The 14,001-nt window shown below is 32.7% G+C and carries 10 protein-coding genes; 4 read left to right on the top strand and 6 right to left on the bottom strand.

The genetic code is table 11. The annotated features are described in order from the left end of the window. Positions 1–294 precede the first annotated feature (294 nt). Together RGRSB_RS08125 and RGRSB_RS08120 are read left to right on the top strand one after the other, a co-directional pair. On the top strand, positions 295–2,232 hold the full coding sequence (locus RGRSB_RS08125; protein ID WP_119260612.1) for an FAD-dependent oxidoreductase: 1,938 nt from the start codon (positions 295–297) through the stop codon (positions 2,230–2,232). A 1,239-nt stretch (positions 2,233–3,471) separates the two neighbouring features. Next, positions 3,472–4,140 (top strand): DUF4079 domain-containing protein, encoded by a 669-nt coding sequence (locus tag RGRSB_RS08120; RefSeq protein WP_119260611.1) that lies wholly within the window; start codon positions 3,472–3,474, stop codon positions 4,138–4,140. Between the two features lie 1,002 nt (positions 4,141–5,142). On the opposite strand, the gene RGRSB_RS08115 is transcribed toward RGRSB_RS08120, so the two are convergent. Then, the gene (locus tag RGRSB_RS08115) at positions 5,143–5,673 is read right to left on the bottom strand and encodes a DUF4330 domain-containing protein (protein ID WP_119260610.1); all 531 of its coding nucleotides are present in this window, start codon (positions 5,671–5,673) and stop codon (positions 5,143–5,145) included. 218 nt (positions 5,674–5,891) lie between these two features. Between RGRSB_RS08115 and hisB the strand changes: the two genes are divergently transcribed. Further along, positions 5,892–6,530, top strand: a complete 639-nt coding sequence (gene hisB / locus RGRSB_RS08110) for an imidazoleglycerol-phosphate dehydratase HisB (protein WP_119260609.1) — start codon at positions 5,892–5,894, stop codon at positions 6,528–6,530. Between the two features lie 940 nt (positions 6,531–7,470). Here the strand turns inward: hisB and RGRSB_RS10615 are convergent. The 3 genes from RGRSB_RS10615 to RGRSB_RS08095 form a co-directional block, all read right to left on the bottom strand. Beyond that, a complete protein-coding gene (locus RGRSB_RS10615) occupies positions 7,471–7,689 on the bottom strand; it encodes a methyltransferase domain-containing protein (RefSeq protein ID WP_232014501.1) in 219 nt (72 codons plus the stop codon). Positions 7,690–7,832: 143 nt separating this feature from the next. After that, positions 7,833–9,440 (bottom strand): glutamine-hydrolyzing GMP synthase, encoded by a 1,608-nt coding sequence (gene guaA / locus RGRSB_RS08100; RefSeq protein ID WP_269460812.1) that lies wholly within the window; start codon positions 9,438–9,440, stop codon positions 7,833–7,835. 256 nt (positions 9,441–9,696) lie between these two features. Then, complete coding sequence (locus tag RGRSB_RS08095) at positions 9,697–10,791, bottom strand: metallophosphoesterase family protein (RefSeq protein WP_119260607.1); 1,095 nt, start codon at positions 10,789–10,791, stop codon at positions 9,697–9,699. 56 nt (positions 10,792–10,847) lie between these two features. Here RGRSB_RS08095 and trmB point away from each other — a divergent pair, with 56 nt between their 5' ends. Further along, positions 10,848–11,504 carry a tRNA (guanosine(46)-N7)-methyltransferase TrmB gene (gene trmB / locus RGRSB_RS08090; protein WP_119260606.1) on the top strand — a complete coding sequence of 219 codons (657 nt, stop codon included), beginning with the start codon at positions 10,848–10,850 and terminating at the stop codon, positions 11,502–11,504. 1,384 nt (positions 11,505–12,888) lie between these two features. Here the strand turns inward: trmB and RGRSB_RS10610 are convergent. Continuing rightward, complete coding sequence (locus RGRSB_RS10610; RefSeq protein ID WP_232014500.1) at positions 12,889–13,056, bottom strand: hypothetical protein; 168 nt, start codon at positions 13,054–13,056, stop codon at positions 12,889–12,891. A 52-nt stretch (positions 13,057–13,108) separates the two neighbouring features. After that, entirely contained in the window at positions 13,109–13,843 is a 735-nt protein-coding gene (locus RGRSB_RS08080) for a transporter substrate-binding domain-containing protein (protein WP_420822987.1), read from the bottom strand. Positions 13,844–14,001: the final 158 nt, after the last annotated feature.

Genomic DNA, 14,001 nt, shown 5'->3' with positions numbered 1-14,001 from the left:
CTATGAGGAATTAATAGTCATTTAGCTAACTTGGTTTTATCAGACTTATAACAAGCGATTTAAACGCAAAATAGCTTATCTATGTCGAAGATACTACAGTCCTTCATTTCTATGAAAATAGACCTAAAACTTAAATAGTCTTTGTAAAATTAGTTAGGATTAAAGTCTTAAGAAGTTGTTTTTGTTTATTAGGAGGATTAAGTAAAGTTAATTATCCTAATTTAGGGTAATAATGATATTATGTCCTTAAAACATTTTCCTAGGAATTTAATAAAATAGTTAAATCCTATTGTTATGCTTTCTAATTCTTTTATCTTCCATAAACTTTCTCGTCGTGCTGTCTTAAAATTTTTAGGAGTTGCAGTACCTGGAGCAATATTAGGCTATTCTCGTTTTAGTAAACCCCAACCTTTTATCTATCAACAAGATAGCTTAAGTCTACCTTCTCGACTAACTCAACCTAAATCTGTGGTCATAATTGGTGCAGGTTTAGCAGGATTAGCTTGTGCTTACCAATTAAGTCAACGAGGGTTTCAAGTGACTTTATTAGAGAAATCACCCAATCTAGGAGGTAAAATTGCCAGTTGGACGGTTCAAGTAGGTAATGAAACTTTCAAAATGGAACATGGATTTCACGGGTTTTTCCCCCAGTATTATAATCTGAATAGTATTGCTCAAGAATTGTCAATTACAAATTATTTTCAATCGTTAAAGTTTTATTCTGTTATCTTTAAAGACAATATTTATAGACCAGAGAATTTTTATCCAAGTCACTCAACTTTCCCCTGGAATATTGTTGATCTTTGGTTTTGGTCTTCTAATCGTCTTCAATGGGGAATCAACTTACTAAAACCTTCCCACTGGAAAGTTTTTAAAGCTATTACAGGAGTTCAAATTCCTAAAATTTTTACAATTTTTGATAAAATCTCTGTAACTGAATGGGTGAAGCAAGGGTTTCCAAAAGGAATTTATAACTTATATTTTCTTCCCTTTACTAAGGCCACTTTAAATGCACCTGATATTTTAAGTACAGGAGAATTATTGCAATTTTTCCATTTTTATTTCTTTGGAAATCCTGAAGGTTTAGCTTTTAGTGGAACTAAAGATGATATGGGAACCAGTTTAGTTCAACCTTTTATTAAAGCAATTCAAAAGAATGGGGGACAAGTTGTTTCTGAAGGAATTGTCAATCAAATTATCTGTAATAGCGAAAAAATTATTTCTTTAACCTATCAACAGGGAAACTCACAAACTGGAGTTCCTTTTTGGGTAGAACGTAATGATTATTTGACGAATAGTCACATAACATACTATGGTGCAGGTGATCGGGTTTTTATTGTTACTTCAAATCATCAAGAAGCAATTTCTTTAACGTGTACTCATCAAGGTTGTACGGTAAGTAGACAAACGGATGGAACTTTCTTATGTCCTTGTCATGGAACGCTATATGATGATCAAGGCAAAGTATTTAAAGGTCCTGCAAAACAAAATTTACTCCATTATAAAATAGTCCAGCAGAAGGAAACATCAATTCAGTTAATTGGTATTCCTACTTTATCTTCAAAAGAAGATAAAATGCTAAAAGCAGATTATTATGTTATGGCTACTGATGTTCCTGGAATTAAACAGTTATGGGAGTTGGTAGAAGAAGATATCAATCCAAAAGTTACTCAACAAGTAGTAACTTTAACAACAGCTGATCCGTTTGCTGTCGGACGGTTTTGGTTTGATCAAGATTTTGACTGGAAATATAGTGATTTTACCTCTATTTCTGGATATAAACTAACTGATAGTATTACTCTTTATCACCATATTCAAAATCAGTTTATTGAGTGGTCAAAACACACAGGAGGAAGTGTAATAGAGTTACATGCTTATTCTTATAAAGAAAAGGATTTTCCCAATCAAGAATCTCTCTTGATAGCGTTTGAACAGGAATTATATGAAATTGTTCCAGAATTAAAACGAGCTAACTGCTTAAATAAGGAATTAGTTAACCAGAAGAATTTTTCAGGTTATCCTCCTAATAGTTATGATAATCGTCCAAAAACTAAAACAGAAATCAAAAATTTATACTTTGCTGGAGATTGGGTTAAGATGCCTTTTCCCTGTGGTTTAATGGAACGTGCAGTAAGTAGTGGACTTTTAGCGGCTAATGAAATTTTAAATCAAGAAGGATTACAAAGACGTATATTGCTAACAGTTGCACCATCAGGATTATTAAAAATCTAGAGTTTTTTATTTCTTTTTTTATTTCTATATTTTTTATAAATATTTTAATGAGAAGAGAATTTATAATAGTAATTTTTTTTAGTAATTTAATATATAGCCTGTTTCTCCCAATGCTTTAGGACTTTTCAAGACAAACAAATCTGGATAAACCTAATAATTTAATTACAAAATCTTGTGTGGATAAAGAAAAGTAATTATCCAAGGATAATACCAAGCATAAATAATAAGAAAAAAAAGATATAGTCTATACTAAACTGTCTAACAATTTCAGTTTAAGTTAAAACTAAAATTGTTATTGCTATTAATTGTGTGGGATAAGTTTAGTTGAACTGATAATAATTATCTAATATTAAAACTAATCAAGAATTATAAAACTAAGTAAAGTTAATTAACTGAAAACTAAGTATAGCAATATAAACATTATTCTACTAAGTTAAAAATTAGTATCAAATAAAACCGTTAATTAATGTCTCTATTAATTAACGGTTTTATTTGAGTATATCGTACCAACTTTTTTTTAATTTTTTTAGGACGAGTTTATAGTTTATCTGTTTAATTAATAGTTATTAACATAGGTTGTTTATTTTGTGTTCAACTACTGAATTTCTAGAGTTTGTAGGCATCCTTCCCTAGGATCTCACCAGACACCATCCTCCGGATACATGGGAAGAAACAATAGTTTATTTAAAAGGCTTTTAAATAAAAACGGTAGATTAGGCACAAAAGACCTAAATAAGAATAAGTATAATCTCATCTTAATTGGATAGAAAAACTGACAAGTTAACTTCCGAATCTTTGTATTAGGAACTCTTCTATATAAAAGTTCTAGTACCAAAAATAAGATCATAGTTATCTCGTTCTGGCTAAAATACTATGGGTAAATTGTGTAAACCTGTCTAATACTCTTTTCCATAGCCAGATATGGCTTTAAAAACAACTTCATTCCATACTCGTTTAGTGATAATTGAACTGTGACTACTATTACCATTTGCTACAATCCGAATGTTCTTTGACCCTAAACTATGTAGAAAGGAAATACTATCAATTATAGTAACTTCTCCATTCCAAACAGGGATAATAACAAGAATAGTTTCTATCCTGGTTCTATGATTAATATTCTTAACTTCAATTATCTCATTTAATTTTAAGTATTAAGTACTAGAATTGGGAGAGTAAGAATAGATTAATATATCGAATATCCATTATTATAGTGCACCCAAATTATTTCTCTAGGAAGTTATGAAGCCAGTTGATTTTCTCCTGATTATTCATCCAGCAATTGCTGTTATTTTTATCTTTCCCTTAATTGGTATTGTGTCTTATTTAGCTGTACAAACCCGTCAAAGACGTTTACAAACTTTAAATAAGAATCTAAACAAAAAAAAAAGTAAAATTTTTTTAGTAGTTGGACGAGAGCATGTTTTGATGGGACGTTTGTTATCAGGTTCGGTAGTTATAGTTAGCTTGTTAGGATTAGCATATCCCATTGAGAAAAACATTATTGATAATCGACTTTGGTCAAATAATTTATTTCTCTTTATTTTTATTTTAATAATGTTTGTAGTTACCATTGCTGCTTTGGTAATTCTTCAGAAAACACGACATAAGCACTGGCGAGGAGTTTTTGCAACTTTAACTGGAATAGGACTAGTGATTTTAGGATTTCAAGATGGGGTATTCCGTCGAGATAATCAATGGTACATGTCTCATTTCTATTTTGGTATTTTAGCTGCTTTGCTGATGATTTTTTCTTTGGCTATTATTGAAAATATTTATCAAGATTGCTCTAATCGTTGGCGCAGTGTTCACATTATTTTAAATTGTCTTGCTTTGTTATTATTTATGGCACAAGGTATAACAGGGATTAGAGATTTATTAGAAATTGGTAGATATAAACTCGGAGGATAATTTCAAACTAAATCTAGAAAAATTATTTAGGGTATAATGATTTCACGAGTTGAAAATCGGCTTTAAATTCAGATATAGTTTTAGATATAAGGCATTAGGATTAGAGCGAAAAAATTTTGAGGTAAAAAATAAAGTTATCGCACACTTTGTGAATTATTTCGATGATTTTCTCATCTTCAATAACACCATACATAAATATAGTCTTTGTCTCCAGAATTAAAAATCATCTCACCAGGGAAATAGGTTGTTTCCGGTTAAAATCATGTCGAATAGTTTTCACTAGATTCGACATGATTTTAACCTTAACTTAAAAAATAAACGTCGAATTGAGAGTCAACATGAAAGTTAAGAAAAAGTTTGTCTTATGAATAATCTCTAAGTGAATTGTGACCTAATGACTTCGCATAGATTCTTATTGAAACTTTAACTTACTATTTAGTTAGATTTTTACTAAGTCTGGCAATTATTTTTTTAGTATTTAATATTGTGTCAACGGTAGAAATAGAGTTTCAAGAACATGAAAAAAGACTATTTATCATCAATATTGTGGATTTTTTCTTATAATTTCTTAACTTTGAACTCGTCACTGTCAAATTCTGTGCCATTGAAAAAATAACCACTGGTTATTTTTTAATAAAACTGCAAATGTCCGAAATAGTTATGAATTGCGATGACAACTGACAACCCCGAATGATTTGTGATCACGAACTCTTGCCGTTTATTCTCGATGCTAATCAATTTAAGTGTAAAATATAGTGCATAATATAATCTCCCCTATGAGATCACACCTTGTATTATATTTATAATAGCAAATCACAAAAAAATTGGAAAGTATTCTATTTTTTTGACAAAAAATTCTTTCCCAAAGTAAATAAAAAACACCACGGACAAATAAGAAACAATTACATACTGTCAAGTATATAATTTAAGTGGATTCGTTGAGTCAAAAATTAAAAGTAGCGATGTTTATAAGATCCACTCGGCTGTAGCCAGTGAACTGTTTTAATTGAGAATCCGTACATCAATGGTACTAGTGTTGAAATTATAATCTTTTCCTTCTAACTCAATTAACGTACCAATTTTAACCTTTTGATTCCCTAACACTGCTCCTGTGTTCGTAATTTGAGCTTCTCCTCCTAAGGTTAAAATCATATCTTTAAAAAATACGACTTCTGGTCTAGGATCGGGAAGTGCTTTAACAGATCCATCAGGTTGAGGAACTACTGTTGTACGTGGAAGAGGCTGAATATCCTTAACATAAACTTCTCCTGCTGGTTGATTACGAATAACAATATTAGTTTTTTTTTCATTTTCAAATTGCTGTATCAACGACTCAGGATTGCGTATGCCTAAACCTCGAACAATAACATCAACTTCGATAGGTTTCTTTGATGCTTGCGCGATGGTACTTACCCCTGATTTTCCAGGAACGATAAAAATACCTATAATCACCAGGAAAATAATCAAGGCCGCACCAAGATCCAAAATACTAACTTTAGCGAATAAACGTCCTTTAGAATCTAATAGCTTCATAATAAATCTTTAATTTAGGGTTTAATTAAGTAGAAGTCGGGAGTTTTTATAAAAACTTGCTCTAGAATATCTAGGCTAACATGTTACAAATCGCGACAATTCTACCATAATCTTTGACTGTCTTTCACTAGCCAGACGCATCGGCAGGTGGAAAGTATCCCACATTCCCTTAGAATTGATATCCTAAAACAATAAAATCAAACTGTTAACTTGAATCTATGCAGCCCCAATCTTCCCCTCAATCTCCCATTTCTATTCCTTTCTCGACTCGGAGTGCTTTCGTCAGACGCACCACCAAGGAAACTGATGTGATAGTGTCCCTAAATTTGGATGGTCAGGGAATTTGCCATGCAGCAACGGGAATTCCTTTTCTAGACCATATGATTAATCAAATTGCTTCTCATGGGTTAATTGATTTAGAGGTAAAGGCTACAGGAGATTTAGGAATTGATGATCACCACACTAATGAAGATGTGGGTATTACCCTCGGTCAAGCATTAGCTGAAGCATTAGGCGATCGCAAAGGAATAACTCGTTTTGGACATTTTATCGCCCCTTTAGATGAAGCGTTAATTCAAGTAGCTTTAGATTTTTCGGGACGACCTCATTTAAATTATGGGTTAGAAATTCTCACCCAACGAGTAGGGACCTATGATACTCAACTAGTCCGTGAATTTTTTGTAGCATTGGTTAATCATAGCCAAATAACTCTACATATTCGTCAATTAGATGGTATTAATTCTCACCATATTATCGAGGCAACTTTTAAAGCATTTGCGCGATCAATGCGAATGGCTTTAGAAATTGATCTCCGTCGTTCCCATGCTGTTCCCAGTTCTAAGGGAATGTTAGTTTAAGATTTCATCACTTATCAACAATCACTAGTAATTTTTGATAAGTGATCCCCATTTTTGTAATAACCTGACTGCTCTTAAGTCCAAAGAAATATTCATTAATAGTTCTTTAACGGTTGTCTTTTCATTTCCCTCTTACAGGGAATAGTATTCTAGACCTGTTAAATTGACGAACTAATAATCATAATTGAGTAAACTCTGAAGAGGCCAACCATAGAGATACAGATGAAGTTAAGGAACTATGGTTAATAGTAACTTATTCTTTTTCCAATCCATTTTTATTTTATTAATGATAGCCTTCCTAAGAAAAATATGTAATGGGTAATATTCTATGGAGCAAGTAATTATGCTAATCAATATTGTTGGCGATTACTTAAATTATTTGGCCATTTTTTAACTTTTCAGTATTCTTAATTAACTTGTATAATCCCTAATATCTAAGATTAGAAAACCTAATAAAATTTAAGCTAAATACTTTAGTTAATTAGAACAAAATATCAGTATCATAATCTATTTATTGTGTATGAATATATATCTTAACAACAAACCTAACCTGTTGGTTTTCTTATAATCATCGTCTTTTTTATTACTTAATAATTCAGTTATTTTATGGTATTAACTTAAAAAGTTTTTAGACTACAAAAATCTTATTCTTGTAGTTTTTTTGTTTGTTTCCTTGAAGGAGAGCAATCGCCCATTGTATCAATTTAATTTTCCAATGTTCCAATTCTGTATAAACAAAAATATGAAAGATTCCTCCTGGGTCCAGTTCCTTGAGATAGTGCTTGAATTTTAGTGATGGAATCAAGTAAATGCTAAAGTCACCCACACAATTAATTAATTTAAATTCTCCTAGTAATTAGACGGCATTTTTTAGTTTTATATGGTTAAAATTAATGGATACTTTGTTTTTAGCAGCAACTTTAGCAGCAACTCCTGACTTTTAACAACGTTCCTGGGCAATTTCTAAGGCTTTTTTACTCAAATCAATTCCCACAATGTCAGTATCGGAGGTCAGCATAATTAAATACCTTATTCTTGCCCCTGTTCCACACCCTGCATCGTAAGATACAAATGTCTTGTCTAGAAGATTTTGTTCCGGTCCTAAACTTGTAAGTCGCAGCATAACTTCATAGTCAATTATATTCAGGTGGCGGTTCATCTTAATATAATAAGAGTTTAGTAAGAAAGGAATAGGTCTCATAAAGAAGTTGAACGACAAAACTTTTCTGAGATTACCAATAGGTCTTTTAGAGAGTGGGGGAGGGGTGAAAGGAAGTTTACCCTTTGTCTTCACATAGCATTTTACTCCCATTCAATGGTTCCAGGGGGTTTAGAAGTAATGTCATAAACGACACGATTAACCCCTTTAACTTCATTCACAATGCGGTTTGAGATACTTTCAAGTAGGTCGTAGGGAACCCTAGCCCAATCAGCGGTCATCCCGTCTTCACTGGTAATCAACCGTAAAACAATAGGATGTGCATAGGTGCGTTGATCTCCCATTACCCCCACACTTCGTACCGGTAAAAGTACAGCAAATGCTTGCCACAACTCATGATACATTCCATTTTTAGTAATTTCATCACGCACGATGAAATCTGCATCTCGCATTAAATTAAGACGTTCAGAAGTAACTTCCCCCAGGATACGAATAGCCAACCCAGGGCCAGGAAAGGGATGACGACGGACAATTTCTTCAGGTAAGCCTATCACCCGGCCAAGTTTGCGAACTTCATCTTTAAAGAGTTTCCGCAGAGGTTCTACCAATTTAAAGCGGAGATTTTTGGGAAGTCCTCCTACATTGTGATGGCTTTTAATTTTTACAGCTACCCGTTCTCCCGTTTTCGGATCAACATTACTGTCAGCAGATTCAATCACATCAGGATAGAGAGTTCCTTGAGCTAGATAATCAAAAGGTCCTAGACGATTTGACTCTTCTTCGAAAACTTGAATAAATTCGTGTCCAATAAGACGTCGTTTGGTTTCGGGATCAGTGACATCTCTAAGTTGTACCAAAAATCGTTCTCTGGCATTTACATACTCAACACTAATATGAAACTCTTTATTAAAGATGTCTACTAATCTTTCGGGTTCTCCTTTTCGCATAAACCCTTGATCAATGAACATACAAGTTAGCTGATCTCCGATGGCACGATGGAGAAGAAAAGCTAAGGTAGAAGAATCTACACCACCAGAGAGAGCTAATAAAACTCGCTTATCTTTGACCTTAGCACGAATCTCTCGAATAGATTCGTCAATAAAAGCTTCGGTTGTCCAAGTCGGTTCACATCGACAAATATGATAGACAAAGTTGCGAATTAGGGCAATCCCCCCCACGGAATGAACAACTTCTGGGTGAAATTGAACCCCGAAAAGTTTCTTTTGATGATCGGCGATCGCAGCACAAGGAGTATTATCGGTGTGGGCTAAAATTTCAAAGCCTTCGGGGAGTTTAGTACAGGAGTCACTATGACTCATCCACATGGTTGTACCTTCTTCAACGTTGGTGAGTAAATCCGTGGGATCATCGATACGTAGGGATGCTTTGCCATATTCGCCCTTTTTTGCCCTTTCTACTTGTCCTCCTAATTTTTGAACCATAAGTTGCATTCCATAGCAAACCCCTAGGATAGGGATACCTAGATGAAAGACTTCGGGATCACATTCAGGAGCGCGGTTATCATAGACAGAATTAGGACCTCCCGAAAGAATAATTCCTTGGGGATTTAGCTGACTTATCTGTTCAACTGTAGTTCGATAAGATAGAACTTCTGAGTAAACTTCTGTTTCACGAATACGACGAGCAATTAATTCTGAATATTGGGAACCAAAGTCCAGAATAACTATAATTTGGCGATTTATGTTTTCTTCGACAGGCTTTGCTAACAAAGTCTCTGTGGGTTGGTTTATATCAGGTGTTTGGGTAGTCACGTTTAAGGCGATTCTATACAATAAGGACTAAGTAGTTGCAAGTTGCTAAAATTAGACTGAAAGGTGAGCTAACAATTTATTTTTTTCAGATGACGATAATCAAAAGTTGTGTTTGCACTATTTTAATTGTTCATTCTACCATTGCAAGTCGTTTCAAATCTTGATCTCAATCAAAATTGAGAATAGTCTTTCTGTTGATGCATTACGATTACCTAATTAAAAATCATTTGTTTCTTTATAGTTTGAGGTGTGCGTAATTATCGATTAAGGCAGAGGTTCCATCAGATTTAACTGCTCCAAATTTTTGGAAATAATTGCGAATCTCTGTAGGAAATTCAGGAAAATCAAATAAGTGATCTCCTTCAGCAATATCAGCCCAGAAATATTTTAAATAAGGAACTAATTTTTCAGCTTCTTTCATAGATATTTCAAAGGGTGAAGAAATCAATAATTTGATCATGAAAGGAAAAGAGCGTTCTCCAAGTAGCTGACGAGACATTCTGGTTAAATTCTCCCAACCAGTGACTTTGTCGACTCGATAGGATTTAATATTAAGATTAATACTTCTTTGATATGTTCGTTCAACTTCTATAATCCGATAGGGATGGGGATAACTAACCAAAGAACCCGTCGTAATTTCGTAAATATTATTATGATAAGCGATATCCTGAACGTGCAAATGACCGGTAAAAATAAGCTGACAACTTGCATTTTCTAAGAGGTCTAATAACAAAGAGGCATTATCCAACATATAGCGTTTACCTAGAGGATGATTTGCCTGTTTTGGTAAATGTTCAACAACATTATGATGAATCATTACCAAAATTAACTGGTCTTTAAGTTGAGGAAGTAATTTTTCTAACCAGGTTAATTGTTTTTCATCTAAACAACCTAATTGTTTCCCCTCTCCATTAAATTGATTGGAATTAAGTCCAATCAATTGCACCCCTGGCAAAACTTCATGGGTATAGTAACATTGATGACTATCATTGTAACCATGAGAACGATAGTAATTGGGAAACTCTCGAAAACCAATGGTGTTCTGTGTTGAATACAGGGTAGGAACATCATGGTTACCAGGAACGACATATACTGGAAACGGTAAGATCGCCAAACGTTGTTGCAGCCAAGAATGATTGTCAGGTTCTCCATCCTGAGTTAAATCCCCTGGAATTAAGAGAAAATCCAAATCAAGTTGTTCTAAATGACTAAATACCTTTTCTATAGCTAAAATACTGATTTCTACTATAGAAAAGCGGGTAGGGTCATGATTTATGGTGTAGGGAACTGCTAAATGGGTATCACTGATAATGGCAAAGCGAAATTTCATATACTATAACGATGGTAGAGTCTTCTTTTTATAGAAAAGTATAGGAGGGATTCATTTTGGGACGAGTCCGTGTTCGTCAACACGTTAATCCACTTAGTGATAAGTATCGCCAACCAATCACACTTCCTCATTGGGAAGGTATCTACGGCAACTCTGCACAACAGCTTCATTTGGATATTGGATGTGCAAGGGGAAAGTTCTTATTAAAAATGGCTTCTTTGTATCCAAAAACAAATTTCTTAGGAATAGAAATTCGAGAACCGTTAGTGACAGAAGCTAATGAATACCGTGATCGCTTAGGACTGACAAATCTTCACTTCTTCTTCTGTAATATTAACTTATTTTTGAGTCCTTTACTTGCTTCTTTACACCCAGATGTTCTTCAATGGGTGACAATTCAATTTCCAGACCCTTGGTTTAAACATCGTCACCTAAAACGACGTATTGTACAGACAGAATTGGTTAATACGTTAGCACAATATTTAGCTGATGGAGGAACAGTTTTTTTACAATCTGATATAGAGATAGTTGCTCAGGAAATGAAAGAACGGTTTTTAGAGCATCCTAATTTTAAGAAACAACATTCAGAAAATTGGTTAGTAAAAAACCCATTTTATATTGCTACAGAAAGAGAAATTGCTTCTCTTAATAAGGGCAAATCTATTTATCGATTATTGCTGAAAACTTCAACTAAACTAGTTTCTCTTTATTAGGTGTAGTAAAACTATATAAACGAAATTGATATAAGTCTAAATTCTTTCGAATATAAACAGATGAAACACTTACTTACAAAGAATAAATAGCAAATATTCTATTATAGGATTAAGAAAAATAAATTTTATAATCAAAATTAGCAATTAAATAAAAATATAATTTAACCTATTACTTAATTTTACTACTTAGATAATTAATTTTGATAATGTAAAAGTAGCTAGCTATCATTGTATCAGTCAATATAAAATTTTGATAGAATTAAAAGAGTGTCCTCAATTTTGGTAAAAAAATATCAAATAAGAGAGGAGATGAGAAAAATTTTAAAACTCAAATAATGAGTATTTAGTTTTTTAAAAAGAGTGGCTAGAAACTGCTTTTCAATTTAATTACGAAGATAAGCTTATTATGTAACTAACTTTTACTTTTTTAAAAGTAGAGTTTGATTAAACCAGTATTTACCATACTAATTATAACACTTAATTCGGAAAAGCTAACTCACTTGAGTTTGTAAAATTCTTTTTGTATTTATAAAAATTGAAAATTTCAATCTTCTTGTATAAGTATTTGTAAAAAAATAGGATTAAGTTAGTATGTTTAGTTAAAAAATAAATCTTTTTAGATTATAAATACAAATAAAAATAGTCAAATAGTTATTATGTTCAATCAGAAAGATAATGTCCGCATTTTACTGATAAACTTAACCTAAATATAATGCTTATTTCCAGAAAAAATTAGTTATATTAATTTATTTTAGTTTTTAGTGTATTCGGCATAAATCGCTTTAAGTGAAGTAATAAAAAAATGAATAAATTGACAATAATTAATTAAAACTATATTAGTTTTTTTATTAGATTTAAGCGTCAATAACGTATGATTAAATATATATTTTTATAGAAAATTAATAATAATTATTGGAAAAATAATTGGCAAATTTATTAATTTTTAGTCAATCATGCTATTATTTTTCTTGTCGAAGATCTTATTGAGACAATTTATGAAGTCTTTAGTTTGAAAGGATTCTATTTGTAGAGGATAAAATAAAGATATTATCTGATAAGTACAAGTAATTCATAACAGTTTTATCCAAAATAAACGCTTTTTTAATGTCTTAGAACGATACTTTGCTATATTGTTTTTGGTTTTATATTATAAGGTTTATTCGTAGGCTTCCACTGTTTGACTAATCAGTTGCTTGTTATCATAAGCATTAGTCAAATTATTAAAAGCTAATGTATATCCTTCATAAAGTTTAATTGCCTTTTTAGAGTATAGTTACGAATTACTAAGTTTTCAGGTTTAGTTTATTTTTTGCTTTTCAATGTCTTTTCTAAAAGTTTAACGAACTGGATATATGAATTTTTATCGAAGCAAAGACTGTCTAATTCATAATACTTTTGAGGATATCCACTTTTTTTTCAACTTCTCTTGATACTTAGACAAACGATTTTCTGTATGGCTGGTTTTAACCATCTGAAATAAGACAAAAATTGTTAGTCCTGCCAAAAAAGCGACCATACCAGATAAATAAACTCTTAGAAGAATTTCATTCATAAGACTTAACGTGACGGATAATGGACATTGGAACGAACAAACTAACTATCAACTATTTACTATTAACTATCGAGGGAAGTCCCCAAAATGCCGCTCGTTTTTGTAACCAACCCGACTTTTGCCAACGAAGGATCGCTTGATTAACACGATCGCGTAAACTACTATACTGTAAACCTTTGGGCATAACCACTCCTAAAGCTTCTGCCGATAGACGGATAGGAAACTGACGATAAGAAGGATAATTTTGTACCCATCCTGCCAAAACACTATTGTCCCCAGCAAAGGCATCGGCGGCATCAATTTCTAATAATGTTAAGGCTTCTTGATAGGAATTTACTCCAACCAGTTGTGCTTGAGGAAATTCCTCACGAATGACAGATATGGCACTAGAGGCTCTAAGAACGGCTATTTTTCCATTAGCTAATCCCTGTAACCCTTTTAGATAGGATTGTTTGGCGACAATTCCTGTCCCATCAAGATAGTAATATGGGCTAAAGTCAACTAAACGGTTGCGAGAGGCTGTTACTGTCACCCTAGCAATCACTAAATCGACTTTGCCATCAATTATCATTTGTAGACGTTCTTGATTAGTAACAGGTTGTAAGATAACTGCTTGACGATCACCGAGTAATTCTTCAGCTAACTGACGGGCGACATCAATTTCAAATCCTTGAAGCTGTCCTTTTTGAGGAGAAAACCCTAAAGGGCGAACATTATCTTTAACGGCAATAATTAGTTTACCTCGACGCAAAATTTCGTCTAATTCCACTGTCCGAGCCGGACTCATTCCAAGGGTAAGAAGGAAACTAATTAGACAAGTTACGAAAACTTTTCTCATAAAAATTTATTAAAAATAAAGATAAGTTACCATCTTAATTTTAATCAAGCTAATTGTTTCTTTCAATTTTTTGCATGAATTTTTTTATAGCGGTTTAATTGTCCTAT

Source organism: cyanobacterium endosymbiont of Rhopalodia gibberula (genome assembly GCF_003574135.1).
In the GTDB taxonomy this organism is placed as follows: Bacteria; Cyanobacteriota; Cyanobacteriia; order Cyanobacteriales; family Microcystaceae; genus Rippkaea.
Note: the sequence above shows the minus strand (reverse complement) of the source record. Positions and strands in the feature narration are given on the sequence as shown.

Bases quoted from the DNA above. Each gene is read 5' to 3' on its own strand.
- RGRSB_RS08115 (WP_119260610.1), bottom strand. From the start codon at position 5,673: ATGAAGCTATTAGATTCTAAAGGACGTTTATTCGCTAAAGTTAGTATT.
- RGRSB_RS08120 (WP_119260611.1), top strand. From the start codon at position 3,472: ATGAAGCCAGTTGATTTTCTCCTGATTATTCATCCAGCAATTGCTGTT.
- RGRSB_RS08080 (WP_420822987.1), bottom strand. From the start codon at position 13,843: ATGAGTCCGGCTCGGACAGTGGAATTAGACGAAATTTTGCGTCGAGGT.
- RGRSB_RS08125 (WP_119260612.1), top strand. From the start codon at position 295: ATGCTTTCTAATTCTTTTATCTTCCATAAACTTTCTCGTCGTGCTGTC.
- RGRSB_RS08095 (WP_119260607.1), bottom strand. From the start codon at position 10,791: ATGAAATTTCGCTTTGCCATTATCAGTGATACCCATTTAGCAGTTCCC.
- hisB (WP_119260609.1), top strand. From the start codon at position 5,892: ATGCAGCCCCAATCTTCCCCTCAATCTCCCATTTCTATTCCTTTCTCG.
- RGRSB_RS10615 (WP_232014501.1), bottom strand. From the start codon at position 7,689: ATGAACCGCCACCTGAATATAATTGACTATGAAGTTATGCTGCGACTT.
- RGRSB_RS10610 (WP_232014500.1), bottom strand. From the start codon at position 13,056: ATGAATGAAATTCTTCTAAGAGTTTATTTATCTGGTATGGTCGCTTTT.